General features: G+C 67.9%; 25 protein-coding genes and 1 tRNA gene. 14 read left to right on the plus strand and 12 right to left on the minus strand.

Translation table 11 applies throughout. From position 1 onward, the window contains the following. From V5F66_RS18385 to V5F66_RS18400, 4 genes are all read left to right on the plus strand, one after another. The coding region (locus V5F66_RS18385) for an outer membrane protein (protein ID WP_394053902.1) at positions 1 to 403 on the plus strand (403 nt) is incomplete at its 5' end. A gap of 470 nt (positions 404 to 873) precedes the next feature. After that, the gene (locus V5F66_RS18390; protein WP_012114488.1) at positions 874 to 1,650 is read left to right on the plus strand and encodes an outer membrane protein; all 777 of its coding nucleotides are present in this window, start codon (positions 874 to 876) and stop codon (positions 1,648 to 1,650) included. 278 nt (positions 1,651 to 1,928) lie between these two features. Next, positions 1,929 to 2,846, plus strand: a complete 918-nt coding sequence (locus V5F66_RS18395) for an MBL fold metallo-hydrolase (RefSeq protein WP_012114489.1) — start codon at positions 1,929 to 1,931, stop codon at positions 2,844 to 2,846. Between the two features lie 27 nt (positions 2,847 to 2,873). Beyond that, positions 2,874 to 3,632: an SOS response-associated peptidase gene (locus V5F66_RS18400; protein ID WP_394053901.1), complete on the plus strand. Its 759-nt coding sequence runs from the start codon at positions 2,874 to 2,876 to the stop codon at positions 3,630 to 3,632. Positions 3,633 to 3,644: 12 nt separating this feature from the next. On the opposite strand, the gene V5F66_RS18405 is transcribed toward V5F66_RS18400, so the two are convergent. Together V5F66_RS18405 and V5F66_RS18410 are read right to left on the minus strand one after the other, a co-directional pair. After that, the gene (locus V5F66_RS18405) at positions 3,645 to 4,424 is read right to left on the minus strand and encodes a DUF1499 domain-containing protein (protein ID WP_012114491.1); all 780 of its coding nucleotides are present in this window, start codon (positions 4,422 to 4,424) and stop codon (positions 3,645 to 3,647) included. Positions 4,425 to 4,455: 31 nt separating this feature from the next. Then, positions 4,456 to 5,190, minus strand: a complete 735-nt coding sequence (locus tag V5F66_RS18410) for an HAD family hydrolase (RefSeq protein ID WP_394053900.1) — start codon at positions 5,188 to 5,190, stop codon at positions 4,456 to 4,458. A gap of 187 nt (positions 5,191 to 5,377) precedes the next feature. On the opposite strand from V5F66_RS18410, the gene V5F66_RS18415 reads away from it, so the two are divergent. Next, entirely contained in the window at positions 5,378 to 6,463 is a 1,086-nt protein-coding gene (locus tag V5F66_RS18415; protein ID WP_394094456.1) for an extensin-like domain-containing protein, read from the plus strand. A gap of 156 nt (positions 6,464 to 6,619) precedes the next feature. On the opposite strand, the gene V5F66_RS18420 is transcribed toward V5F66_RS18415, so the two are convergent. Continuing rightward, entirely contained in the window at positions 6,620 to 7,168 is a 549-nt protein-coding gene (locus tag V5F66_RS18420) for a L,D-transpeptidase (protein ID WP_049775930.1), read from the minus strand. Between the two features lie 370 nt (positions 7,169 to 7,538). On the opposite strand from V5F66_RS18420, the gene V5F66_RS18425 reads away from it, so the two are divergent. After that, positions 7,539 to 7,751: a hypothetical protein gene (locus V5F66_RS18425; protein ID WP_041575491.1), complete on the plus strand. Its 213-nt coding sequence runs from the start codon at positions 7,539 to 7,541 to the stop codon at positions 7,749 to 7,751. A 106-nt stretch (positions 7,752 to 7,857) separates the two neighbouring features. Beyond that, positions 7,858 to 8,832 (plus strand): magnesium transporter CorA family protein, encoded by a 975-nt coding sequence (locus tag V5F66_RS18430; RefSeq protein ID WP_012114495.1) that lies wholly within the window; start codon positions 7,858 to 7,860, stop codon positions 8,830 to 8,832. A gap of 120 nt (positions 8,833 to 8,952) precedes the next feature. Here V5F66_RS18430 and V5F66_RS18435 read toward each other — a convergent pair whose 3' ends face one another. Together V5F66_RS18435 and pdxH are read right to left on the minus strand one after the other, a co-directional pair. Continuing rightward, positions 8,953 to 9,702, minus strand: a complete 750-nt coding sequence (locus tag V5F66_RS18435) for an SDR family NAD(P)-dependent oxidoreductase (protein WP_394007861.1) — start codon at positions 9,700 to 9,702, stop codon at positions 8,953 to 8,955. 102 nt (positions 9,703 to 9,804) lie between these two features. Then, positions 9,805 to 10,446 carry a pyridoxamine 5'-phosphate oxidase gene (gene pdxH, locus V5F66_RS18440; protein ID WP_012114497.1) on the minus strand — a complete coding sequence of 214 codons (642 nt, stop codon included), beginning with the start codon at positions 10,444 to 10,446 and terminating at the stop codon, positions 9,805 to 9,807. Between the two features lie 100 nt (positions 10,447 to 10,546). Between pdxH and V5F66_RS18445 the strand changes: the two genes are divergently transcribed. From V5F66_RS18445 to pap, 5 genes are all read left to right on the plus strand, one after another. Then, complete coding sequence (locus V5F66_RS18445; protein ID WP_041575495.1) at positions 10,547 to 10,957, plus strand: RT0821/Lpp0805 family surface protein; 411 nt, start codon at positions 10,547 to 10,549, stop codon at positions 10,955 to 10,957. Between the two features lie 123 nt (positions 10,958 to 11,080). Then, positions 11,081 to 12,034 (plus strand): DnaJ C-terminal domain-containing protein, encoded by a 954-nt coding sequence (locus V5F66_RS18450; RefSeq protein WP_012114499.1) that lies wholly within the window; start codon positions 11,081 to 11,083, stop codon positions 12,032 to 12,034. Between the two features lie 149 nt (positions 12,035 to 12,183). Continuing rightward, on the plus strand, positions 12,184 to 13,677 hold the full coding sequence (locus tag V5F66_RS18455; RefSeq protein ID WP_394094457.1) for a peptidoglycan-binding protein: 1,494 nt from the start codon (positions 12,184 to 12,186) through the stop codon (positions 13,675 to 13,677). A gap of 138 nt (positions 13,678 to 13,815) precedes the next feature. Then, positions 13,816 to 14,268 carry a MaoC family dehydratase gene (locus tag V5F66_RS18460; protein ID WP_012114501.1) on the plus strand — a complete coding sequence of 151 codons (453 nt, stop codon included), beginning with the start codon at positions 13,816 to 13,818 and terminating at the stop codon, positions 14,266 to 14,268. A gap of 42 nt (positions 14,269 to 14,310) precedes the next feature. Next, a complete protein-coding gene (pap, locus tag V5F66_RS18465; RefSeq protein ID WP_394001400.1) occupies positions 14,311 to 15,801 on the plus strand; it encodes a polyphosphate:AMP phosphotransferase in 1,491 nt (496 codons plus the stop codon). Positions 15,802 to 15,817: 16 nt separating this feature from the next. Here pap and V5F66_RS18470 read toward each other — a convergent pair whose 3' ends face one another. Both V5F66_RS18470 and V5F66_RS18475 read right to left on the minus strand, forming a co-directional pair. Next, complete coding sequence (locus V5F66_RS18470) at positions 15,818 to 16,804, minus strand: MBL fold metallo-hydrolase (RefSeq protein ID WP_394007857.1); 987 nt, start codon at positions 16,802 to 16,804, stop codon at positions 15,818 to 15,820. A 98-nt stretch (positions 16,805 to 16,902) separates the two neighbouring features. Further along, positions 16,903 to 16,977, minus strand: a tRNA-Gln gene (locus V5F66_RS18475). 178 nt (positions 16,978 to 17,155) lie between these two features. Between V5F66_RS18475 and V5F66_RS18480 the strand changes: the two genes are divergently transcribed. Further along, complete coding sequence (locus V5F66_RS18480) at positions 17,156 to 17,494, plus strand: hypothetical protein (RefSeq protein WP_394094458.1); 339 nt, start codon at positions 17,156 to 17,158, stop codon at positions 17,492 to 17,494. Between the two features lie 91 nt (positions 17,495 to 17,585). Here the strand turns inward: V5F66_RS18480 and V5F66_RS18485 are convergent, their stop codons facing one another. The 3 genes from V5F66_RS18485 to V5F66_RS18495 all read right to left on the minus strand — a co-directional run bounded on the left by V5F66_RS18485 (position 17,586) and on the right by V5F66_RS18495 (position 20,635). Next, on the minus strand, positions 17,586 to 18,368 hold the full coding sequence (locus tag V5F66_RS18485; protein WP_394094459.1) for an enoyl-CoA hydratase-related protein: 783 nt from the start codon (positions 18,366 to 18,368) through the stop codon (positions 17,586 to 17,588). 525 nt (positions 18,369 to 18,893) lie between these two features. Then, on the minus strand, positions 18,894 to 19,691 hold the full coding sequence (locus V5F66_RS18490) for a TIGR02186 family protein (RefSeq protein WP_394094460.1): 798 nt from the start codon (positions 19,689 to 19,691) through the stop codon (positions 18,894 to 18,896). A 20-nt stretch (positions 19,692 to 19,711) separates the two neighbouring features. After that, entirely contained in the window at positions 19,712 to 20,635 is a 924-nt protein-coding gene (locus V5F66_RS18495; RefSeq protein WP_012114506.1) for a sulfite exporter TauE/SafE family protein, read from the minus strand. Between the two features lie 246 nt (positions 20,636 to 20,881). Between V5F66_RS18495 and V5F66_RS18500 the strand changes: the two genes are divergently transcribed. Then, entirely contained in the window at positions 20,882 to 22,144 is a 1,263-nt protein-coding gene (locus V5F66_RS18500; protein ID WP_394053895.1) for a GGDEF domain-containing protein, read from the plus strand. A 15-nt stretch (positions 22,145 to 22,159) separates the two neighbouring features. Here V5F66_RS18500 and V5F66_RS18505 read toward each other — a convergent pair whose 3' ends face one another. Both V5F66_RS18505 and meaB read right to left on the minus strand, forming a co-directional pair. Next, a complete protein-coding gene (locus V5F66_RS18505) occupies positions 22,160 to 22,834 on the minus strand; it encodes a pyroglutamyl-peptidase I (protein ID WP_394053894.1) in 675 nt (224 codons plus the stop codon). Positions 22,835 to 22,843: 9 nt separating this feature from the next. Continuing rightward, the gene (meaB, locus tag V5F66_RS18510; RefSeq protein ID WP_012114509.1) at positions 22,844 to 23,830 is read right to left on the minus strand and encodes a methylmalonyl Co-A mutase-associated GTPase MeaB; all 987 of its coding nucleotides are present in this window, start codon (positions 23,828 to 23,830) and stop codon (positions 22,844 to 22,846) included. Between the last annotated feature and the right edge of the window lie 60 nt (positions 23,831 to 23,890).

The raw sequence follows: 23,890 nt of genomic DNA on the forward strand, positions 1-23,890 counted from the left end.
TTACTCTTCCGTCTACGTCTATGGCGGCTATCCCTACACCTCCAGCTACGGCGCGTCGGTTGACTACTTCGGTACGATCCGCGCTCGCATTGGCTACGCTTTCGACCGGTTCCTGCCCTACATCACCGGTGGTGCTGCCTACGGCAAGACCAAGATCTCGAGCAGCTATGCTGGCGACGGCTTCGGCTCGCTCAGCGCTTCGGCCACCAACTGGGGCTGGACCGTCGGCGGCGGCGTGGAATACGCCATCACCAACAACTGGACGTTCAAGACCGAATATCTGTACGTCGATCTGGGCAGCACCGATTACGCCTACGCCGACGGCTACGGCTACTACAGCTATGCCGGCACCGTGGACACCAAGTTCCACACCCTCAAGGCTGGTGTGAACTACAAGTTCTGATCGAAGCACCGCTTCGTCGGGAAAGCCCGCTGCTTCGGCAGCGGGCTTTTTTATTGCGCGGCGTGTTCCGGGGGATCTACGTCACGTAGCTCCGTTCTGTCAGCAATTTCCAAGGATGTGATTCGACGTCCCTGGCCTTGCTCTCTGCTCCGCATTGTCATCGGCTGCACGCCGCGAGGCCACCTGTGTCCGGTGGCTGATGCCGGTAGGAGCGTCCGCCCGACCGGGGAGGGGGGCTCCGCTACCGTCCTTCAATCTGGTCGTGCCGTCCGGGCCGATTTCGGTATCCTGCTAACGGGTAAGTCGTTCTTTCCTAACGGATCAGCCGCTGTTTCGGCGCGGCTGTGACTTGGATGTAACAGCAATCCGGCGGGGCCTCTGCTACAAAACACCCAGAACGCGGCGCCTCCCGGGGCGGTCGCAATCAACACGAATTCACAAGCACGGCTTTGCCCAATAAGGGGTCGGTTATGAAGCGTCTTCTTCTCGCCACTGTCGCGTTCGCAGCGCTCTCCGCTCCGGCCATGGCCGCTGACCTGGCGACGAAGTATCCGGTCAAGGCCGTGGCCGTCGCTCCTGTGTTTTCCTGGACCGGCTTCTACATCGGCGCCAACGTCGGTTACGGCGGTGACAAGTTCACCTTCGACGAAGTCGAGTCGTACAACGGCTATCCCTACTACGCGACCAGCACGAGCCTGAACTCTTCCGGCTTCTTCGCCGGCGGTCAGATCGGCTACAACTACCAGTTCGCCAACAACGTGGTGCTGGGCGCCGAAACCGACCTCCAGTGGTCTGGTATCGAAGGCAAGGCAGACTACTCTTCCGTCTACCTCTATGGCGGCTATCCCTACACCTCCAGCTTCGGTGCTTCGGTCGATTACTTCGGTACGATCCGTGCTCGCATCGGTTACGCCTTCGACCGGTTCCTGCCCTACATCACCGGTGGTGCCGCTTACGGCAAGACCAAGGTGTCCGGCTCCTACTACGATTATAGCGTCGGTGGGTTCAGTGCTTCGGGCACCAACTGGGGTTGGACCGTCGGCGGCGGCGTTGAATACGCCATCACCAACAACTGGACGTTCAAGACCGAGTATCTGTACGTCGACTTGGGCAGCACCGATTACACGTATGCCAGCGGCTCCGGTCCCGAGGCAATGATTGCTCTGGACCGCGGCTACTCCAACACCACCGGCTCCGTGGACACCAAGTTCCACACCCTCAAGGCCGGCGTGAACTACAAGTTCTGATCGAAGCTCGGCTTCGTCGGGAAAGCCCGCTGCTCCGGCAGCGGGCTTTTTTATTGCGTGAGTGCCCTGCGCCGCCCGTTGTGGCCTGTTCTCTCGCGTGGTCCCAGGCCCCGCCACGGCGACATCCGCAGGCTGACCTGGAGGTTGCCCGCAGTAAGCGCCCTCTTGAGTTTGAGGGAGGATTCCCCGATCAGCTTGGAACAGCCCCGATCATATCCGGCTCCGGACCACCTGAGCCGCAGACTGGATCATCAGGCCCGGCATCATGAGGCAGCACCATGAGTGAGGACATCGCCTTCAACCGCACGTTCGAGGCTCCGGCCGGCCGGGTGGATGAGGTGTCCCCCTTGGTGCGCCGGATCGTGGCGCCCAATCCGTCGCCCTTCACCTTCACCGGCACGTGCTCCTACATCATTGGTCGCGGGCAGGTGGCGATCCTTGATCCCGGCCCCGACGATCCCGCCCATGTGGCCGCCCTGCTGGACGCCGTGCGCCATGAGACGGTGACGCACGTCTTCGTGACCCACACCCATCGCGACCACTCGCCGGCCGTGCGCGCGGTCGTGGCCGCGACCGGTGCGGTGACCCTGGGGGAGGGGCCCCATCGCGCGGCCCGCCCCCTCGCCATCGGTGAGGTCAACCCCCTCGATGCCAGCGCCGACACCGACTTCTCCCCCGATATCCGCCTTGGCGAGGGCGACACCATCGCCGGTCCGGGCTGGACCCTGACGGCCATTGAGACCCCCGGGCATTGTGCCAACCACCTTGCCTTCGCCCTGAGGGAAAACGACCTGCTGTTCTCCGGCGACCATGTGATGGCCTGGGCCACCTCCATCGTCGCGCCGCCGGACGGCTCCATGGGCGACTATATCCACTCCCTCGAAAAGCTTGGGCTGAGGGAGGAACGCATCTATCTCCCCGGCCACGGCGGGCCGGTCACCGATGCGCCCGATTTCGTGCGGGCCTATCTGACCCACCGCATGTCCCGGGAAGCTGCCATCCTGCGCGCCCTCGACCGGGAGGTGGAAACCATCCCCGATCTGGTGCGCGGCATCTATATCGGCCTCGATCCGCGCCTGGTGGGCGCGGCGTCCCTCACCGTGCTGGCCCATCTGGAGCATCTGGTGTCGAGCGGTCGCGTGGTGACCGATAGCCCGGTCGCAGCCATCACCGGGCGATTCCGCCGTGCTGCCTGACACCGGCCAGACCGGAGCGCGCGCCTGATGTGCGGGCGATTCGTCCAGCAGATGCCGCCGATCCGCGCCGCCGAAATGTTCGGGGTGGACCCGGTTCTGGCGGCCCTGCCCAACGCGCCGCCGCACTACAATGCGGCGCCGACGCAGGATCTCATGGTGGTCCGCCGCCATCCGGAAACCGGCGCGCGCCATCTCTCGCTGCTGAAGTGGGGGCTGGTGCCGTCCTTCGCCAAGGACACCTCGGGGGCCGCCCGGCTCATCAACGCCCGCTCCGAGACCGCGCCGGAAAAGCCGTCCTTCCGCGCCGCGTGGCGGGCCCGGCGCCGCTGCATCGTGCCGGCTGACGGCTTCTATGAATGGGCGCGTGCACCCGGCCGACGCCAGCCCTTCTTCATCCGCCGTGCCGATGGTCGCCCCCTGGCGCTCGCGGGCTTGTGGGAGGGCTGGAAGGATCCGGCGACCGGCCAGTGGCTGCGCACCTTCACCATCCTGACCACGTCGGCGGATGCCAAGTTGCGCCCGCTGCACGAGCGGATGCCGGTGATACTGCCCGAGACGGATATCGCGGCCTTCCTGGAGGCGGAGGATCCGCGCGACCTCATGCGGCCTCTTCCGGGCGCGGACCTCGATCTGTGGCCGGTCTCGGATCGCGTCAATGCGGTGCGCAACGATGGGCCAGACCTCATGGCGCCGCTGCCGGCCGAGGCGGCGGCCTCAGCCATGGCGCTGCTCACTGCCAGAGCGGACCCCGAGAATCGCGGCTTCGGCGATCCTGAGAGCCCCTGAGCGGATTGGCCCTCAGCGGTGGCGGCGCTCGGCGGCAAGGTCCGCCATCAGCGCTTCCACGCGCTCGGAATTGGTGCCGAGATCATGGGAGCCGTAGCGGGAGGCGGAGCGCACATCCACGCGCGCGCCCTTGGCGGTAGGCCGGATGCGGATGGAGACGTTGGAGCGGAAGCCCATGATTGGCGACACCGCCACCGCCTCGATCTGTCCGTCGCGCCGGGTGCCACGGGGCGGCACGGCGTCGAGGATGGTCCAATGCCGCTTCTGCACCAGGGCAAGGACGGTGTTGAAGGCCTCCTCCGGCGTCGCGGTGAGATCCACCGGCTTGATGCCGGGATAGGCCATGCGCTGGACCGCGGCATTGTCGATGCCGCCATAGGTCAACGAGTTGGCCTCGCGCGGAGAGGCGAGGGCGAGGGAGCGGAACCGCGGCGGATCGGCTGCGTCGGTGGAGATGTCGGTGAGCGGCGGCAGCATCATGCCGCGCGCTAGTACGGCGGCCGGCCCCGCCAGCACCAGCACCGCGATGCCCACGGCCGCCATGGCCCGGCCGATGCCCAGCCATCCGGTTTCCCAGGTAATGAAGAAGGCCACGGTGCCGAGGATGCCGGCGATGGCCGCAAGGCCAAGCCCGGTGGCAAGCGTGACCAGCGCCGGCTGGAAATCGAGGAAGCCGGTGCGGTAGAGCAGCGCCGCGAGCGCCACCACCGGCAGCGAGAACAAGGCGAGCCGGAAGCTCCACCGCGCCAGCGGGGAGAAGCGTTCTTCCGTGTAAAGCCTGCGTCTGATCATTCCATCCGTCCGCTTGCGGGCGACTGTTTGGTTAGACCGCGTTTTCCCGCTCTGGGGAAGAGGGTGCCAAGGCCAGAAGCCGGGGCAGGTCGTCGATGCTGTCCACGACGAGGTCCGCTTCGGTCATGAGGTCGTCGATGGGCGCGGGACCTGAGCGCACGGCGATAAAGCGGGCGCCGGCACCGCGGGCAGCGGCGAGGTCGTGGGCACTGTCGCCGATCACCGCCATGGCGTGGGGCGCAAGGCCGAAGCGGGCGCCGAAAGCCGCAACCATCCCCGGCCCGGGCTTCGAGCCGAAGCCGGAATCATAGCCGTGCACCGCCGCCAGCAGGGGCAGGATTCCGAGCGCATGCGCCTGCTTGCGGGCGCTGTGCTCGGCATCATTGGTGACGATGCCGAGGGTGAAGCCGGCACTCTTGAGGTGGGTGAGCGTCGCCAAGGGCTGGCCGATGGGGGTGAGGAAGGCCAGGCCTTCACGGGCGAAGAGGTCGTCGATCTCGGCCAGAAAGTCCGGCGTCGCCGGTCGGCGGAGGGCGTCGGCCCACAGCGGTCCGTAATGGGCCGACGATCCAGAGACCAGAGGCGAGGTGTGCAGGAAGCGCCCTTCCGCCGGCAGATAGTGGCTCACCTCCTGAAGGCGCGCCAGCGCTGCGGCGTCGTCCCCGGCCAGGGCGCGCATGGCCGCCCCGCAGGCGGGACCCCAGGTTCGGTCGAAATGGACGAGGGTGCCGTCCTTGTCGAACAGCAGGGCGGAAACATCGCGCATGGGCAGGTCCGGGCGAGGCGGCCGAAGGCGCGCCGGGAGGAAATTGATACCGGTCCGGCCGTATCGACCGGGCGGTTCGGCTTCTCTACTATCACGCCTCATGCACTCGCGACGATCTGCGCCGCCCGGCGTCCGCCTTTCCGCTCCACCGGCCGCCGCCGCGTTGGATCCTGCCCGGACCGCATGGATGCGGATCGCACGGTCAGGGGTGTCCTGCCTCATGCTCGCCGCCAGCGGACCGGCCCTTGGGGCGACGGCGCCGCTGCCGCCGAAGAAGCCGCAGGGGCTGTCAGTGTCGGTGTCGGCGCCTACCGCCGTGCGGCGTCCGCTCGTTCGGGCCGTGCCATTGCCGCCGCCGCGCCCGGCTGAGCTGGATGCCGAGGAGGAGGAAGCGCAGGAGCCCGCCGCCGCCCCCCGGCTTGCATCGCGCACGGTCGGGCCGCAGGAGGACGTGGACACAGCAGGGCAGGGGCGCGCGCCCGGCGCGGTGCCATTGCCGCCAACCCGCCCGGATGCGCAATCGCCGGCCGGAGATGACGCCGCCGTGCCGCCGGCGTCGCCCTCCGGCGCGCGGGAGATGCCGGCGGCGTGTGCCGCCCTGATCGAGGAGGGCACCATGGTTGCGACCCTGGAGGCCCCCATCACACCTGCGGGCGGTTGCGGCCTCGCCCAGCCGGTGCGCCTCACCGGCGTGCGCCTCCAGGACGGTCGTCTCGTCGCCTTCAAGCCCGCCGCCGTGACCCGATGCGAGGTGGCGGCCGCCGTCGCCGACTGGCTGCGCGAGGACCTGGCGCCGGCGGTTGCCGCTCTGGGATCGCAGGTTGCGTCCGTCACCGTGGCGGCGTCCTATGACTGCCGCTCGCGCAATCGCATTTCCGGCGCGCGCATGAGCGAGCATGGCCTTGGCAATGCGCTGGATGTGGGCGGATTCGAGCTGGCCGACGCCCGCATGGTGAAGGTGGAGAAGGGCGGGCTGCCGCAGCGCCTCCGCGCCACCATGAAGGAGAGCGCCTGCCGTCGCTTCACCACCGTGCTCGGCCCCGGATCGGACGGCTATCACGAGGACCATATCCACGTGGACCTCGCCCAGCGCCGGCTCGGCATTCGCCTGTGCCGCTGGAACCTCGATGCAGGCACGGTGATCGCGAAAAAGGACAAGCCGAAGCCGAAGGATGCGGCGCCGGCCCCGGCGTCCTCCGGCGGGCCCGGCAAAGACGATCCGGCGGCGGATGCCGAGGCCGACGCCGCGGCGGAGAAGCCGAACGGGAAATAGCGGGTATTCCCTGGGGCAGCGTTGAAGGCCGCAACCGCTATACCGTCTCCCGCTCAGCTGAAGCTGGTGGATCGCAGGCACAAAAGAAAAAGGGCGCGGATCAACCGCGCCCTTCGTCAAACATCACTCTTTACTGGTCAGGCGCACATGCCGTGATCAGAGAACCACCACTTCGGTACCGGTCGGCACGCGGCTGTAGAGGTCGATCACGTCCTCATTCAGCATGCGGATGCAGCCCGAGGAAATGGCCTGCCCGAGATATTCAGGCTGGTTGGTGCCGTGGATGCGGAACAGCGTGTCCTGGTTGCCCTGGTACAGGTACAGCGCACGGGCACCCATGGGGTTGTGCGGGCCGGGGGCCACATAGGAGGGCAGGCCGGCGATGCGCTGGTGAATTTCCGGGGTGGGGGTCCAGCTCGGCCATTCCGCCTTGCGTCCCACCTTCGCCTGGCCGCGGAACGCGAGGCTTTCCTCGCCCACGGTAACACCGTAGCGGATCGCCTTGCCGTTGCCTTCCACGTAGTAAAGGAACTTGTTGGGCGTATCGATGACTATGGTACCCGGCTTCTTGTTCGTCGGATACTCGACGATATGCCGTGCGTAATCTCCGCTCGGCTTCACATTGGGATACGGCTTGTTCGCGAGAAGCTGCTTGTCCCGCGCCGTCTGCGCCGATTCAGGTGCCGGCGCATAGGTTTCCGACATGCAACCGCTGAGCATCAAGCCTGTCAGCAGTGCTCCGACCACCCGCCACATCATGTTCGCCTCGTTTTACTCGCCTTGCTGCGCAAGGAGGAATCGATCCCGCTCCGATTGAATTAACCCAATGTCCGCCATGCTTGAAGAGTTCTGCGCATGCTCCTGCCTGCTTGTGCGAAAGCGTTGCAGAAATGCCGCACAGCCTGCCGTTTCGTCATCGGCTTTTGGAGTTTCTCAAGGAATTGGGCGCGTACTCCTCACATGACCTCGGAGAAGTCGCATCGGTTGCACAGTTTTGACGCAGTCGAACGCCATTTCTGGAGTGGTCACGCGAAGGTGCCGCAACGTCAAAAGTCGCACCGTACAGGAGTAGGACATGTCTACCGCACAGCCGTCGCAGGGGCTCAGCACCCGGGTGGAATCGGATCTGAAGCGAATGGCGCAGAACCAGCAGTGGCGGGAAATCGGGATTTCGGCCGTTGCCGCGGCCGCCCAGCAGGCGAGCGAGAAGCGCATCGCCGAGGCTAAGGCCGCTGGTGAACCGAACCGGATCGTGACCCTCAGGGACATCGACTTCCTCGCGGCCTGAGGATAGCTGATCGCCAACGGACCCGGCGCGGGGCCGGGGCCACGGCGGCAGTTCCTCTGGCATTCCGCCGGGGCTACAACAGCCGGGGAATTCGGGGACATGCCGCATGCTTGTTGCCTATGTGTTCAGCGATGGGGCCCTGAAGGGCAACCCTGTCGCTGGAGGGCCGATACCGCCTGACGCGGTATGGCTAGACCTGATCTCGCCCACTGAAGCCGACGATACCGCGGCTGAGGCGTTCGCCGGCATCTCTGTGCCGACCCGCGAGGAGATGGGCGAAATCGAGCAATCGAGCCGCCTCTATATAGATGGCGAGGCACGATACATGACGGCCTCGCTGCTGTGCGGGGCCGACACGCCGACACCGGTCATGCTGGCGGTCACCTTCATCTTGAGCCGCGGCCGGCTGATCACGGTGCGCTACGGCGAGCCCCGCGCCTTTCCCTCCGTTTCCGGGCGCCTGGCCAAGTCCTGCCCCTCTTCAATTACCGGCGAAATCGTCCTCATCGACCTTCTCGAGGCGATCGTGGACCGGGCCGCCGACGTGCTGGAGCAGATCGGCGCCGACGTGGAGCGTATCTCCAAGCGGATCTTCGATCGCGACCAGGGCAACGAGAACGCCAACCAGCGCTATCGCGCCATCCTCTCCCACATCGGTCGCAAGGAAGGCCTGGTCTCCTACGCCCGCGAGAGCCTGGCCTCGCTGCAGCGACTTCTGTCCTTCCTCGGAACGGAGACCGAAGGGGCGGCGGTGACCAAGGATTCCAAGTCCTCGGTCAAGTCCATGAGCCGGGACGTGTCGGGCCTGTCGGACTACGCGGCCTTCATCGGCGACAAGCTGCAGTTCCTGCTCGACGCCACCATCGGCCTCGTCAGCCTTGAGCAGAACAATATCATCAAGATCTTCGCGGTGCTCTCGGTGGTGCTGATGCCGCCGACGCTGATCGCATCCATCTACGGCATGAACTTCCACAATATGCCGGAGCTTGACTTTGCCTACGGCTATCCGCTGGCGCTCTGCGGCATGGTGGTGTCGGGCATCCTTCCCTACGTCTTCTTCAAGTGGCGCCGTTGGCTCTGAACCCAAGCCCGCGCGGCGTTTGAGCGAAGGCCACTATCAAGCCCGCGCGGCGTTTGAGCGACGGCCACTCCAAAACCCGCGCGCCGCCTGAGCGAAGCGCCTCAAGATCCCGCGCCGGCCTCACACATGCTGGCCGCCGTTGATGTGGATCTCCGCCCCGTTGAGGTAGGACGAGGTATCGGTGCACAGCACGTAGATGATCTTCGCCACCTCGTCGGGGGTGCCGAGCCGCTGCATGGGGATCTGCTCGACGATCTTGTCGGTGCCCGGCGAGAGAATGGCGGTGTCGATCTCCCCCGGCGCGATGGAGTTGACGCGGATGCCGCGCCGCCCGAAGTCCGACGCCATCTCCCGCGTCAGCGAGGCCAGCGCCGCCTTGGAGGTGGCATAGGCCGCCCCCGCGAAGGGATGCACCCGCGAGCCGGCGATGGAGGTGACGTTCACCACCGAGCCCTGCGCCTTCTCCAACTCCGCCGAAAGTCCTCGCGCCAGCATGATGGGGGCGAAGAAATTCACCTGAAATACGTCCACCCAGGTCTCAAGGTCGGTGTCCAGGGTGCCGAGCCGTGAGCCACCCTCGCCCTTGGGGGAGATGGCGGCATTGTTGACGAGGGCGTCGAGCCGGCCGTCCGGCAGGCGGCGCTTGACCTCGGCGATGGCGTCCTTGGTGCTGGCGGGGCTGGAGAGGTCCACCTGGATGTGGTCCTCCGGCCCGGCGCCCCACGGGCACTTGTCCGGAAACGCATGGCGCGAGCAGGAGATGACGCGCCAGCCGGCGGCGGAGAAGCGCTTCACCGTGGCATGGCCGATGCCGCGCGAGGCCCCGGTGAGGAGCATGATGCGGGGCGGGGCTTCGGGTTCGGCGATCATGACAAGGGTCCCGGGCCGGCATTCAGGGCTGAAGCATGTCGGCCCGACATGCAGCACCCTCTCGCTGCAAGGTCAAGAAAGTGGGCGCGAAGGCGGGGCCCCTCAGGGAAACAGCCGCGTCCTCGACCAGTCGGCGCCTTCGCCCTCGCGGCGGAACACCACCCGGTCGTGCAGCCGGAACGGGCGGTCGTGCCAGAATTCGATGGCCACCGGCAGCACGCGGAAGCCGGTCCAGTGGGGCGGGCGCGGCACGGTGCCGAGGGCGTATTTCGCGGTCGCCGAAGCCACCGCCGCCTCCAGCGCGAAGCGGCCCTCCAGCGGGCGCGACTGGCTGGAGGCCCAGGCGCCGATCTGCGACAGGCGGGGGCGGGTGGCGAAATAGGCGTCGGCCTCGTCCGCCGTCACCTGTTCCACCGGCCCGCGCACCCGCACCTGCCGGCGCAGGGATTTCCAGTGGAAAACCAGCGCGGCCTTCGGCGTCTGCGCCAGCTCGCGGCCCTTGGCGCTCTCGGTGTTGGTGAAGAACACGAAGCCGCGCGCGTCGAGCCCCTTCAGCAGCACCATGCGGGCGTCGGGCAGGCCATCGGGATCGACGGTTGCGAGCGTCATGGCGTTGGGATCGTTGGGCTCGCTCTTCCCGGCCTCGGCGAGCCATTCAGCAAACAGCCGGAACGGCTCGGAGACTTCCGTAAAATCACCGGATGTTAAGGGGTTGTGGGCTTCCATGCCTGTGCTTGAAGTCATGTGGGAGCCCCTCGTGCCTCGCCTCTCGCGCGCCGTCCCCATGGCCGGCTGCCGTTCCTTATATAGAAGCGTGATCCGCCGGCGCGAAGCTCTGTGTCGCATGGCGGCCGCGGGGCTCGTCGTGGCGGGCCTCGGCGGCTGTTCCACCGTCAATGTGTCGCCGGATGATGCCATCGTCACCGGCTCCATCCGGGCGACGCCGGCCTCCCTCCCGGTGCCGGACGGCCTTGCCCCCACCGGCATTGCGCCCAGCGACTGGGTGCAGGCCAAGATCGCCCTCGACCAGGCCCTCGCCGCGCGCAACAAGGATGTCTCCATCCCCTGGGACAATCCGGAGACCGGCTCCCGCGGCACGGCGACGCCGGTTGGGGCTGCCCGCGCCGGCGGCTGCCGGGACTTCATGATCTCGCTGGTGGACGGCAAGACCGCCGACCGCTGGATTCAGGGCGAGGTCTGCAAGGCGCGTTCGGGCACTGTCCTGTCGCAGGTCCGGGTGCTGGGGCAGGCCTGAGGCAAGGCGGGGATGCGAAAAGCTGAGCCGCTGGCCAGCGCGGCCGTTGCATTTTTCGCGCCGCGAACCACATCCTGAGATGCGGCTGGCCGCCTGAGTGCCGGCCGGCGAGGTGATTGACCCATGCGTGATCCTTACGACGTCCTCGGCGTCTCCAAGACCGCCGACGAGGCCGAGATCAAGCGCGCCTATCGCAAGCTTGCGAAGAAGCTGCATCCCGACGCCAATGCGTCCGATCCCAAGGCCCAGGACCGCTTTGCGGAGCTGAATACCGCGCACGAAATCCTTGAGGACAAGGAGAAGCGCGCCCAGTACGACCGCGGCGAGATCGACGCCGAGGGCAAGCCGAAAGCCCCCGAATTCACCGGATTTCGCGGTGGCGGCCCGCGGCGCGGGCCCGGCGGCTTCTCCGGCTACGACGGCGACACGATTTTCGAGAGCTTCTCCTTCGGTCCCGAGGGGGCACGCCGCTCGTCCGGGCGCGGCGGCGGTGGCGGCTTCGAGGACATCGGCGACATTTTCGGCTTCGGCCGCCAGCGCCGCTCCGCCGGCGGTGGCTTTGCGCCCCAGCCCGGCGCGGACATGGAAATAACGCTCCCGGTCTCCTTCGAGGAGGCAGCCGAAGGGGCCTCCAAGCGCGTCGGCCTGCCCAACGGCAAGCAGATCGACATCAAGATCGCCGCCGGCACCCGCGAGGGGCATCGCATGCGCCTGAAGGGGCAGGGCGAGCCCAGCGCCATGGGCGGTCCGCCGGGCGATGCCTATGTCACCATCTCCTATGCGCCCCATCCGATCTTCGAGCGGGACGGCGACGACCTGCGCCAGAACGTGGACGTGGCACTCGCCGATGCGGTGCTGGGGGCCAAGGTTCGCGTGCCCACCCTCAAGGGGGCGGTGGAGCTTGCCATTCCCGCCTGGACCTCCGGCGGGCGCACCTTCCGCCTGCGCGGCAAGGGCCTGCCCACGGCGAGCGGCGGCCACGGCGACCTTCTGGTGCGCACCAACCTCGTCCTGCCCAAGGACAAGGACGGCGACCTGGAAGCCCTCATGAAGAAGCTGCGCGAGCAGGCGGACTGAGCACGGAGGCCGATGCGTCATCGGCCGCCAGTGCAAGTGACGAGAACCGACCTGCGCCACGCAGGCCCTACCATATTTGGGGGATGCCTGGCCGCTGCGCCGGGGCCATGATTGGCGGATTGCGACCTGGGTTCCTCAGGAGGCGATCCATGGCAAAACCCATTTTGGACGACCAGCTCGCCGCCGAATATGCGGGCCTGTTCGCGTCCCTCGTCATCCGGCCCGAGCGCCGCGACGAGGTCCAGCGTGTCGCCGACCGTCTCCTGCGCCCTGCCAACCGCAAGCAGTATGAGACGGTGGAGGCCGCCACCTCCGTGCCCTGGTTCGTGGTGGCGATCATCCACAATCTTGAGGCCGACATGGCCTTCTCGGCCCATTTGCACAATGGCGATCCGCTGACCGCCCGCACGGTGCACGAGCCGGCCGGGCTGCCGAAGAAGGCCCCCGCCAGCGGCGGCGCCTACAGCTGGGTGGAAAGCGCCATCGATGCCCTCGCCTATGACGGGCTCGACACCTGGACCAAGTGGACCGTTCCCGGCATCGCCTACGCGCTGGAGCGCTACAACGGCTTCGGCTACCGCACCCGCTTCCCTTTCGTCAAAAGCCCCTACCTCTGGGGCTTCAGCAACGTCTACACGCGCGGCAAGTTCATCCGCGACGGCGTGTTCTCGCCCGATGCGGTGAGCCAGCAGTGTGGCGGCATGACCCTTCTGTCCGCCCTCATGGATGAGGACGATATCGCCCAGCGCCTCGGCTTCCAGCCGCCGCCGGACAGCGACGAGGTGGCCAAGCCCACGCCGTTCCTGCCCGTGGACGGCAGCGTGGTGGAGTTTCCGGACAATCCACCCCGCTTTCCGGGCAAGTATCTGATGGAGAAGACCGGCGATAAGGTCTCCGTCACCCGCCTGCAGAAGCGCCTGGCCGACATGGGCGCCTCGCCGGGCGCACCCACCGGCGTCTTCGACACCCCCACCAAATACGCGGTCCAGCTCTTCCAGGCGCGCTCCGTGGACCTGGACGGCGCGCCGTTGGAGATCGACGGCATCGTCGGCCCCATGACCTGGGGGGCGCTGTTCGGTCCCCTGTCCATCGAGAGCGAGTGGGTGAAGCCGCGCGTCGTCATCAAGAAGGCGGAGAAGACGCTGGCCTCCGCCGTGCTCGACGTGGCGTCGGAACAGATCGGCGTCCGGGAGATCCCGCCCAACAGCAATTGCGGTGCGCAGGTGGAGGCCTTCCTCGCGAGCGTCGGCCTCGACCGGGGCAATCCCTGGTGCATGTCGTTCGTCTACTGGTGCTTCGCCCAGGCGGCGCAATCCCTCGGGGTGCCCAACCGGGTGCCGCAGACCGGGCTGGTGCGCGGGGCGTGGAAGCAGGCGCAGGCGCTAACCACCGGGGTGCGTGTGGTGACGGCGCGGGATGCGCAGGTCGATCCCTCGCTGGTGGTGCCGGGCATGGTGTTCTTCCTGGGCTTCTCGGGGAACACCGGCCATGCCGGCATCGTCGCCGACAACATCAACGGCAAGCTCGTGACCATCGAGGGCAACACCAATCAGGATGGCGTGCGCGACGGCGGCGGCGTCTTCCGCCGCGTCGGCCGCAAGGTGACCGACCCGACCGTGCTCGGCTTCGCCGCCTTCGGCTGAGGCCACGCCAGACAGGTTGCGCCAGGGCACGCCTGCAGCACAGCGGCAGGGCGGGGCTACCTCACCCTTTGGCTGTCTTTCCACGCGCTCCGGCGCGCTCTAAAGTCCGCGCCCGAAAAAGGACAAGGAAGCGCGCCCATGTTTCTCGAGCTGCAGAACCTCTATTTCGAAGACCTGACCCTCGGTCGCATCGAGCGCATGTCCAAGACCGTGTCGTCCTCGGACATCGTCGGTTTCGCCGAGCTGACGGGCGACCGCAACCCCATCCACCTGTCGCAGCATTTCGCTGCCAAGACCCCCTTCGGCGGCCGCATCGCCCATGGCCTCTATACGGCGAGCCTGATCTCAGCCGTGCTCGGCACCCGCCTGCCGGGCCCCGGCGCCATCTACATCTCCCAGACCCTCAACTTCCGGGCCCCGGTGCGCATCGACGACACCGTGGAAGTGGAGGTGAAGGTGGTGGAACTGATCCCCGAGCGGCACCGCGCGCGGCTGTCCTGCATCTGCAGCGTGAAGGGCGAGGTGGTGCTCGACGGCGAGGCGCTGGTGAAGGTGCCGTCCTCCGGCGTGCAGAAGGTTGCGTCGGCCTGAGGTGTCGGCCACGCTGCCCGTCCTGGGTGCGGGGAGGACAGCATGTTCGAATCGGCCACGTTTGAGCATCGGCTGGACAAGGCCGCCTTCAAGGCGCTGGAGCCCAGCCTGCGCGAGGACCTCCTCAATGCCCAGTTCGCGCTCATAGAGGCGAAGCGGCGCAGCCTGATCGTGCTCATTCACGGTCCCGACGGCGCCGGCAAGGGCGCGGTGCTCAACCGGCTTTACAGCTGGCTCGACGTGCGCAAGGTGCAGACGCTCACTTTCGAGATGCCCTGCGCCGAGGAAGACCGCCCGCCCATGTGGAAATACTGGCGCGAGCTGCCGCCGTTCGGCCAGATCGGCGTCATGCTCGGCTCCTGGTACCACGCGCCGCTGTGCAAGCGGGCTCTGGGCACCATGGGGCGGGCCGATTTCATGGCCTCGCTCGACGAGATGGAGCGCTTCGAGAGCATGCTCCACGCCGAGGGCGTGAGCCTGCTGAAGATCTGGCTCTATCTGGACGGGGACGAGGCCCGGCGCCGGCTGAAGGCCCTGAGCAAGGGCGACTACCAGCGCCCCATCGTGCGTGAATGGGCCGAGGTCGAGGGCGCCGCCGCCCGCAAGCGGCTGCACCTGGCGTCCGAGGAGGCCGCCCGCGCCACCTCCACGGAAATTGCTCCCTGGCACGTGGTGCCGGCCGCCGACACTGAATATTGCGACGCCATGGTCGGCAGCCTGTTGCTGGAGAAGCTGCGCGCCATGGCGGCGGAGCCGGAGCCAGCCCCGCTGCCCCTGCCGCCCAATCCCACCCATGTGCCGAGCCTGCTGCCCCCCTTCTCCATCCTCTCCACCCTCGACATGTCGCGCAGCCTGCAGGAGGCGGAATACGACCGCGAGCTGGCCCAGGCGCAGAGCCGCATCACCCGCCTCACCAACGCGCCGGCGTTCGCCCGTTCGGGGCTGGTGATCGCGTTCGAGGGCTCGGACGCGGCGGGCAAGAGCTCCACCATCATGCGCCTGCGCCGGGCCCTGGACCCGCGGCGCTTCCGCGTCCATCCCATCGCCGCGCCCACCGACGAGGAGCGGGCGCGGCCCTATCTGTGGCGGTTCTGGCGGCACATTCCCGCCCACGGGCGCACCGCCATCTTCGACCGGTCCTGGTATGGGCGGGTGCTGGTGGAGCGCGTCGAGGGCCTGTGCGGACCGGACGATTGGGGCCGGGCCTATGGCGAGATCAACGATTTCGAGGCCCAGCTCACCCGCGCCGGCTATGTGGTGGTGAAGTTCTGGCTGGCCATCAGCCAGGAGGAGCAGGCCCGCCGCTTCGAGGAACGTGAAAAGATCGCCTACAAGCGCTTTAAGTTGACCCCCGAAGACTGGCGCAACCGCGAGAAATGGCCGCTCTACGAGGCGGCAGTGACGGAGATGGTGGACCGCACCTCCACCCGCGAGGCGCCGTGGACGCTGGTGGAGGCGGAGGACAAGCACTTCGCCCGGGTGAAGGTGCTGAAGACCGTCGCGGACCGGCTGGAGGCGGCGCTGGGGGGGTGACGACCGGGTGCAGGTCTCAGCTGCGCCAGACCTCGCCGGGATGGAACGGCAAAAAGCGCTCTTGCGCGATGCCGGCCTCGCGCAGTGCTTGGGCGAGTGCGTGCTTCGGCGCATCCTGGCCCTCGTCGGTGAGGCGGAACGTGCCCCAGTGGATGCCGAGGCCCTGTTCTGCGCCGGTGTCCTCCAGGATGCGCACCGCCTCTTCCGGATTGGTGTGCTGGGGCGCCATGAACCAACGCGGCTCGTAGGCGCCGATGGGGATGAACGCGAGGCGCGGCGGTCCAAAAGCGCGGCGCACCGCGCGGAAGATCTCGCCGGTGCCATAGCCGGTGTCGCCGGCGAAATAGATCACGCCCTCCGGTGTCGTCAGCACGAACCCGCCCCACAGGGCGAAGCGGCGATCCTTCAGGCTGCGCGCCGACCAGTGGTTGGCAGGATGGATGATCGCGTCCACGTCCGCGCTCAACGCGAAGCGATCTCCCCAGTCGCCCGTCACCATGGCCAGGTCCGGCAGCTTGCGGCGGATGACGGCGTCGTTGCCCAGGGGGGCGACAAGGCGGAGCCGGTGCGCCCGCGCCAGCCGGCCGAGGGTCGGCAGGTCGAGATGGTCGTAATGATTGTGGCTGAGCAGGACCACATGGATCTGTGGCAGCGCCTCAAACGGGATGCCCGGCGGGTTGAACCGCTTCGGCCCGACGAAGGGCAGCGGGCTCGCACGCTCCGACCAGACCGGATCGGTGAGGATGTTGAGGCCCGCCACCTGAATCAGCACGCTCGCATGCCCCACCATGCTTACCCGGATGCCGGAGGTGACCTCGGCGGGCGGCGTGTCGGTGGCCGAGGTCAGGGCCGGCACGGCCGGCCACGCGCCGCGGTCCGTGCGCCGCTTGCGCCAGCGCATCAGATCGCGCGCGGTCTTGTCGGTGGAGGGGTGATCGGGATTGAAGAAGCGCGTCCCGTCGAAATGGTCCGAGGGTGCGCCCTGATGGTAGGGGCGGGGCATGGCCTGCTTATATCAGCGCACGCCGGCAAGGTCCCGCGCCGCCCGCCGCCCGTGCTCCTTCGGCCGCTGATCCTGCCGCCGCACAGGCGGGTGCGTAATGGCTGGGGCGCCTGGATTCGAACCAGGGAATGGGGGAATCAAAATCCCCTGCCTTACCACTTGGCTACGCCCCAACGCGGCGGCGGACCATATAGCCGCGCCCTGCGCTTCTGTCCAACGCGTTGCCGCGGGTTTGGCAACGAAGGCGCTATTGCGCCGCGCGCGGCGTGCTACATCTTAAGCGTGAAGCTGATTCCGACTTCACGTCGAACCGACTGCGCGTCCCGGCGCAGCACCTCTGGAGGCCGCGCAATGTCCTTGCGCATCGCGTTCTTCTGCGTTGCCCTTGCCGCAACGGTTCCCGCCGCATCCGCCGCTCTGGCCCAGACCACGGCAACGCCGCCGACCCAGACCGCCCCGGCCGGAAAGCCGGCGACGGCCACGCCGGCGACCACCCCTGCGGCGCCCACGGCCACGAAGCCGGCCACTTCCAAGCCCGCCACCCCTGGCCAGACTGCCGCGCACCAGCGGCAGACGGCCTGTGGCGCGGAATGGCGTGCGGCGAAGGAAGCCGGGAAGGTGCCCGCCGGCCAGAAGTGGCCCCAGTTCTGGAGCGCCTGCAACAAGCGCCTGAAGGCCCAGGGCAAATAGCCGGACTGGCGGTGCTCGAAGGGCCTGGTCGGAAGGCACGCGCCTCAAGGTCCTGCCAGGAAGTCAGCCGCCCGCATCCGGGCGGCCGCCCTCAGCTTCCGGAGAAGCGCGGCGCGCGTTTCTCCGCGAAGGCAAGGCGGCCTTCGCGATAATCGGCGCTGGCATTGGCCGCACCGGTCGCGCGGCGCGCTTCGCCCAGCAGCGCCTGCGAGCCGGTCTCGGCGGCGCGGATGGCGAGCTTGGCGGCCTTCAGAGTCAGTGGCGCATTCTCGGCGATGCGCTGGAGCGTGCGCTCAGTGGTGGCTTCCGCCTCGGCGGCGGGGATGAGCACATCCACGGCGCCGATGGCATGTGCCCGCGCCGCCGTCAGCCGCTCGGCAGTGAAGAACAGGTGCCGCGCGCCCTGGCTGCCGAAGACCCGCAGCGCCCGCGCCATGCCTCGCGGATCGTATCCGAGGCCGAGGCGGGCGGCGGGAATGGCGAAGAAGGCGTCGTCCGCGGCGATCCGCATGTCGCAGCTCGCCGCCAGCGCCGCGCCGGCGCCCACGCACGCGCCTTTCACCAGCGCGATGGTGGGACAGGCCAGGTTCTCGATGGCCGAGCAGGCCTGTTCCACCAGGTCGTCATAGCTCTGCGCGCCCGAGGCATCGGAGCGGGCGGTGTCGAAATCCGAAATGTCGGCGCCACCGGAAAAGGCGAGGTCGCCCTCGCCGCGCAGCACCGCAACCCGGATATCGCTGCGATGGGTGGCATCCTGCGCGAAAGCGATCAGGCCCCGCCACATGGTGCTGGAAATGGCGTTGCGCCGTTCCGGATTGGTCAGCACAAGGCGGGCGATGCCGCCCTCGACGGAAATGGCGATGCTGCCAGCCACGCGTCCCTCCCCCCAGGCCTTCTCGAAGCGGTCGTGCTCGAACCTGTCTTGGATTGCCCGGCTTTTGGCCGGCGACAGAGGCCCGGCCGGCCCTGTCCCGTCGTGTCTAAGCGCAACGGCACGGGGAGGGAAGTTGCCGCATGCAGGGATGCGCCGGAACCGGGGACGACTTTCGGCGCAGAAGGCGCGACTTTTAGCGCACAAGGCCTTCGGCGGCGGGGTTTCGGGGCGGCGGGTTCCGGGGCGGCGCATGAAGCGCCACCCCGTCCCCAACGGGCGCCGGTCAGGGCTAGGCACCCGAAGCTCGATGGCTCGAAGCGACATCGGATCAGCCCGTCTCAACCAGCGGGTTGGAGGTAGCTCATTCGTGATGTGGCGCTCACTCTTCTGTGACCGCGGACAAAAGCAGTTTCAAGAAAAAAGTGAGATCGCGGTCAACAAAGCGCGCCATCGGTAACCGCGTCCGCGTATCACGCAAATGAATGGTTGTGGGGCCGGGTGCGTTCCCGCATTCCTGTGCGGTCTTCAATCCCGCCGGAACAGCAGGTTGCCCATAAAGCCCACCACGAGACTGCCCAGCGCAACCACGAGACCGTATAACCAACCGTCTCTTTGGGAAAATTCTGCGATCTTTTGCTCAAAACCCGTCTTGTTGACATCGAAGCTCGAAAGTTCAGTGGCGGAAAGGGATCCGTTTCGGAATACCTTGACCGCCACCGTATAGCGCCCCAGCGGTGCGGTGCCGGGAATGCTCACCTCCGCGCGAAATACCCGCGGTGCGAGGAGTGCTACGCCGCGCGCGTCCTCGCGATAGACCCCCTGGGCCGCCTGGATGCGCAGGAAGGCGGTGCGGAACGGGTCGCGCGGCACCACGTCGGCGAAGTCCGGCCCCACCCTCTGGACCAGGATGTTGTAGTTGAGGCCGATCTGCTCCACCCGCAACGTTTCCGGGCTGGCCATCTGGTCGGTGGGGCGGTTGGACAGGACAGCGAGGAAGGCCGGCGCCTCCACGAAAGTGCGGCTGTCCGAATTGACCCACAGGCCGAGCACGCGGGACTTGCGCCAGGTGGTGAAGCGCTCGCCGGGGCCGCGCACCGTCATCACCACGTCGATTGGCCCTTCGTCTTGGTCCTGGGATTCGGCGACGCCGAAGACCACCAGCTCCGCACCGGTGAAGCTCGAGGTGATGCGCACCTGGGGCTGGGAGACGGACACCACCAGGCGGTCGGCCCGCACGGGCAGCGCCGCGAGGCCGATCATGACGGCGAGAAGCGCCGAGCCGATCCGCAGGCTCCTCAAGGCTGCGCCCAAGCTTTGCTTCACGGCTGCGCCGACCTCTTCCTTCACGGCTGCGCCTCCCGGGTGACCGCGAAGGTGTCCGCCGGGCGGCTGACGAGGTCGACGGCGACGCGCACCGCCACGGACAGGACAAGGATACCGAGGAGGAGGCGCAGGTGCTCTGCCTTCAGGGTCTGTCCGGTACGTGCGCCGAACTGGGCACCCATGGTACCGCCGATCATCAGCACGAAGGCGAGGACAGCATCCACGGTGCCGTTGGCCTCGGCATGAAGCACGGTGGCCGCCGCCATGGTCACGAGGGTCAGCACCAGCGAGGTGCCCACCGAAGTCTGGGTCGGCACCCGCAGCAGATAGATGAGTGCGGGCACCAGGATGAAGCCACCGCCCACGCCCAGCACCGCGCCGAGCAGACCGATGATGAAGCCGATGCCGATCACCGGGAGTGCCGAGACATAGATGCGGGAGCGGCGGAAGCGCATCTTCAGCGGCAGCCGCATGAACCAGGCCCGAGTGCCGGGACGGCGCACCGTGGGCGGCTGGCCGGCGCGCATCCGCGCCAGGGCCTTCAGGCTCTCCACCAGCATGAGCGTCCCGATTGTGCCCAGCAGCAGCGCATAGGAGATGCGGATGGCGAGATCCACCTGGCCGATCACCCGCAGCCACAGGAACAGCATTACCCCGGCCGCTGTTCCAGCCAGGCCCCCGCTCAGCAGCACGCCGGCGAGCGTCAGGTCCATCATGCCCTTGCGCCAGTAGGAGAGGGCACCGGAAAAGGACGAGGCGGCCATGTAGGGCGACACGCTCGCCACCGCCACCGCCGGCGGCACGCCGGTGAAAATGAGCAGCGGCGTCATCAGGAAGCCGCCGCCGACGCCGAACATGCCGGAGATGAACCCCACCGCCAGCCCCATTGCGAAGACGGTGAAGATGGCGATCGGAAGCTCGGCGATGGGCAGGTAGATGGTCACGGGGGAACTTTCGCTGGCGCGCGGCGTCCGTGCCTATACGGCTGGAGCAGGGCGGATGAAAGCTGAAGCGGACGCATCGGGCAAATGGATGTGCAGTCAATCAGCGGGTTGCACGTCTAGGTCACCATAGTACCTTGGCGAAACCGCCCTTCCCGAAGGTTCGGTTCGGGCGCGGGATTTGGGGCGCAGGATCATGAGGCAACCAACAGGGCGGGTCGGGTGCCAAATCTAAGATCTTACAGTTTCATGGGCGGCCTTCTCGATTCCATCGACATCGCCTTGTGCCTGTTCGATGCGGACGATCGGACACTGGTGTGGAACGACTGCTTCCTGCGCTTTTTCCCCGAGCACGCAGGCCGTGTGCACCGGGGCGAGGCCTACCGGGAGAATCTGCGCCGGTTCTATGACAGCCGGCTCGATGGCGAGGAGCGCCGACACCTCGATCGGTACGTGGAGGAGGGCATTGCCCGCCACCGGGCGCAGTCGCGCCCCTTCGTTTTCACTCATCTCGACCGCCGCCTGCGCGTCGCCTCCCTGCCGACGCCGGAGGGGCTGCGCATCCGCATCTGGCAGCACCTGCACGAGGAGCCGCAGCAGATGCGTGCCGGCGGCTGGGATGTCTTTCCCATCGACCTGCTCGACCATATCGCCGATGGCGCCATGGTGCTCGACCAGAACGACCGCATCATCGCCACCAACAATGAGTTCCGCATTCTTTACGACGTTCCCGAAGGTCATTCGGTGATCGGCGCCACGCTCCAGGACGTGGTGCGGGACGCCTGGGCCAAGGTCGATCAGCCGGAGCGCTGGACCGACGGCTTCGTGCAGGACAGCCTGCATTTCGCCGGCGCGCCGTTCGAGGTGGAGCTACCGGCCGGGCGCTGGCGCCGTGTCATTGCCCGGCGCACGGCGTCCGGCATCGGCTACTTCACCCACTCCGACATTACCGAGCTGAAGCGCCAGCAGGCCGCGCTGGAGCGGGCCCTGGCCGAACTCTCGGCCATCGCCGCCACCGATGTGCTCACCGGCCTTGCCAACCGGCGGGGGTTTGAAAAGGCGATCTCCGCCGCCTGGCACGCATGTGGCGTGGCTGGCACGCCGGTGGCTGTGATCATCATTGATCTCGACCACTTCAAGGCCATCAACGACCGGTTCGGCCACGCCGCCGGCGACGAGTGCCTGCGGCGCATCGCCGACGCGGTGCGCAGTTCCGTGACCCGGGCCGATGATCTCGCCGCCCGCCATGGCGGCGAGGAATTCGCCATCCTTCTGCCCAACGCCACGGCCGAGGAAGCGCTCGCCATCGGCCAGGGCATCCGCCGTTCTGTGCGCGTGGAGCCGTGGACCCAGGTACATCCCGATCTCAACCGGCTCACCGTGAGCATGGGGATCTGCGCGGTGAAGTCGGCGTGCGAGGTGGATATCGACTTGGCCATGCGGCATGCGGATGAGGCCCTGTATCGGGCCAAGAAGCGCGGTCGCGACCGGATTGAAATCCAGCGGGCCTGACGGCCTCGGTCGGGCTCAGGCGGGGTCGAGACCCTGTGCCTTCCGGGCGGGTGCATTGGAATGCCGTCTCCGCGCGTCCGCCGCGAGCGTGACGAGCAGGCCGGAGAGCGCGCGGGCAAGCCCGGCGCGGGAGGCGCCGCGCGGAACGCCCGAGCGTCCCGGCAGGTGAACGAAGAGAACCGGCGGCACGGCGCCTGTTTCCGGCCGCTGCCCGCGGGTGGCTGCGAGCGCGTGGAAATAGGCGGCGTTGCACAGATAGCGGCCGGCGTCGCGGGACGCCGAGGCGGCGATGCCCGCCCGCTGCAGGGCCGCCACCCCCGCCAGCGCCGGGGCCGTGGAGGCAATGGCATCGAGCCCCCGGCGTGAGAGGCGTCGCCCTGGCGGGTGCCGGCCGGCCGCATCCGGGAACGCGCGGGCCGCATTCACCGCGCGGGTCTCAAGGCAGACACGCCGGCGCCGGGCAGCGACGCCGAGCAACAGCACGGCGTCGAACGCCTGCTCCCGCATCAGCGCGTCGAAGCGCGGCAGCTCATCCCAGCGCGTGGGCAGGATCCTGAGCGTGATTTCCATGCCGCAGAGCGCCGTGCGCTTCAAGCGCAGCAGGTCCTTGGCGGTGCGCTGGGAGGGGTTCAACGGCACCCCCGGGAACGGTCCGAACGCCGTCACCAGAATGCGGAGCGGGTGCGCCACGGCCGTCCCTCACAGCCCGATCAGGCCGGCGATCTCCGCCGCCGCCAGCGCCGGGGCGAGCGTTCCGGCGGCCACCTCCTGCTCCAGCGCGGGCAGGCGGGCCTTCACCGCCGGGTCGTGGGTGACCCGCTCGGCGAGGCGCTCGTTGAGCAGGGTCCACATCCAGCGCACCTGCTGCGCCCGGCGGGTCGCGGCGAAGGTGCCCGCCGCCTCGCACTTGGTGCGATGCAGCCGCACCTGCTCCCACACCTCGGGGATGCCGGCCCCGGTCAGCGCCGAATAGGTGAGCACCGGCGGCGACCAATGGGGCAGGCGGGCGCCCAGCAGGTGGAGCGCGGTGCGATATTCCCCGGCGGCGGCGCGGGCGCGGGTGATGTTGTCGCCGTCGGCCTTGTTCACGGCCACGATGTCGGCCAGCTCCAGCACGCCCTTCTTGATGCCCTGCAATTCGTCGCCGGCCCCCGGCAGCATCAGCACCAGGAAGGTGTCGGTGAGATCGGCCACGGCGGTCTCGGACTGGCCGACGCCCACCGTCTCCACCAGCACCACGTCGAAGCCGGCGGCCTCGCACAAGAGCATGGTTTCCCGCGTCTTGGCCGCGATGCCACCGAGCGTGCCGCTGGAGGGCGAGGGGCGGATGAAGGCGTTGGGGTCCACCGCGAGGCGGGACATGCGGGTCTTGTCGCCCAGGATGGAACCGCCGGTGCGGGTGGAGGAGGGGTCCACCGCCAGCACCGCCACCTTGTGGCCCTGCTGGGTCAGATAGGTTCCGAGCGCGTCGATGGTAGTGGACTTGCCCACCCCCGGCACCCCGGTGATGCCGACCCGGAAGGCGCCGCCGGTGCGCGGCAGCAGGGATTGCAGCAGCGCCTGCGCCCGCCGGCGATGATCGGTGCGGCGCGATTCGACGAGGGTGATGGCCCGCGCCAGCGCCGCCCGCTCACCTTTGGCGACGCCCTGCGCAAGCTTCTCGTCGTCCTCGTGCCGTGCCGTCATAATTTGGTTCCCCCGTTCCGCAAAAGTTTTAATCCGGAACCTGTGTGTCAGCGTGAACGT

Origin of the sequence: Xanthobacter versatilis (assembly GCF_043193975.1) — a bacterium.
Classification (GTDB): Bacteria; Pseudomonadota; Alphaproteobacteria; order Rhizobiales; family Xanthobacteraceae; genus Xanthobacter; species Xanthobacter autotrophicus_E.

What these genes read in the sequence shown, in the direction of transcription:
- V5F66_RS18390 (WP_012114488.1), top strand. Translation starts at nt 874, where the DNA reads ATGAAGCGTCTTCTTCTCGCCACTGTCGCGTTCGCAGCGCTCTCCGCT.
- V5F66_RS18395 (WP_012114489.1), top strand. Translation starts at nt 1,929, where the DNA reads ATGAGTGAGGACATCGCCTTCAACCGCACGTTCGAGGCTCCGGCCGGC.
- V5F66_RS18400 (WP_394053901.1), top strand. Translation starts at nt 2,874, where the DNA reads ATGTGCGGGCGATTCGTCCAGCAGATGCCGCCGATCCGCGCCGCCGAA.
- V5F66_RS18405 (WP_012114491.1), bottom strand. Translation starts at nt 4,424, where the DNA reads ATGATCAGACGCAGGCTTTACACGGAAGAACGCTTCTCCCCGCTGGCG.
- V5F66_RS18410 (WP_394053900.1), bottom strand. Translation starts at nt 5,190, where the DNA reads ATGCGCGATGTTTCCGCCCTGCTGTTCGACAAGGACGGCACCCTCGTC.
- V5F66_RS18415 (WP_394094456.1), top strand. Translation starts at nt 5,378, where the DNA reads ATGCGGATCGCACGGTCAGGGGTGTCCTGCCTCATGCTCGCCGCCAGC.
- V5F66_RS18420 (WP_049775930.1), bottom strand. Translation starts at nt 7,168, where the DNA reads ATGTCGGAAACCTATGCGCCGGCACCTGAATCGGCGCAGACGGCGCGG.
- V5F66_RS18425 (WP_041575491.1), top strand. Translation starts at nt 7,539, where the DNA reads ATGTCTACCGCACAGCCGTCGCAGGGGCTCAGCACCCGGGTGGAATCG.
- V5F66_RS18430 (WP_012114495.1), top strand. Translation starts at nt 7,858, where the DNA reads ATGCTTGTTGCCTATGTGTTCAGCGATGGGGCCCTGAAGGGCAACCCT.
- V5F66_RS18435 (WP_394007861.1), bottom strand. Translation starts at nt 9,702, where the DNA reads ATGATCGCCGAACCCGAAGCCCCGCCCCGCATCATGCTCCTCACCGGG.
- pdxH (WP_012114497.1), bottom strand. Translation starts at nt 10,446, where the DNA reads ATGACTTCAAGCACAGGCATGGAAGCCCACAACCCCTTAACATCCGGT.
- V5F66_RS18445 (WP_041575495.1), top strand. Translation starts at nt 10,547, where the DNA reads ATGGCGGCCGCGGGGCTCGTCGTGGCGGGCCTCGGCGGCTGTTCCACC.
- V5F66_RS18450 (WP_012114499.1), top strand. Translation starts at nt 11,081, where the DNA reads ATGCGTGATCCTTACGACGTCCTCGGCGTCTCCAAGACCGCCGACGAG.
- V5F66_RS18455 (WP_394094457.1), top strand. Translation starts at nt 12,184, where the DNA reads ATGGCAAAACCCATTTTGGACGACCAGCTCGCCGCCGAATATGCGGGC.
- V5F66_RS18460 (WP_012114501.1), top strand. Translation starts at nt 13,816, where the DNA reads ATGTTTCTCGAGCTGCAGAACCTCTATTTCGAAGACCTGACCCTCGGT.
- pap (WP_394001400.1), top strand. Translation starts at nt 14,311, where the DNA reads ATGTTCGAATCGGCCACGTTTGAGCATCGGCTGGACAAGGCCGCCTTC.
- V5F66_RS18470 (WP_394007857.1), bottom strand. Translation starts at nt 16,804, where the DNA reads ATGCCCCGCCCCTACCATCAGGGCGCACCCTCGGACCATTTCGACGGG.
- V5F66_RS18480 (WP_394094458.1), top strand. Translation starts at nt 17,156, where the DNA reads ATGTCCTTGCGCATCGCGTTCTTCTGCGTTGCCCTTGCCGCAACGGTT.
- V5F66_RS18500 (WP_394053895.1), top strand. Translation starts at nt 20,882, where the DNA reads ATGGGCGGCCTTCTCGATTCCATCGACATCGCCTTGTGCCTGTTCGAT.
- meaB (WP_012114509.1), bottom strand. Translation starts at nt 23,830, where the DNA reads ATGACGGCACGGCACGAGGACGACGAGAAGCTTGCGCAGGGCGTCGCC.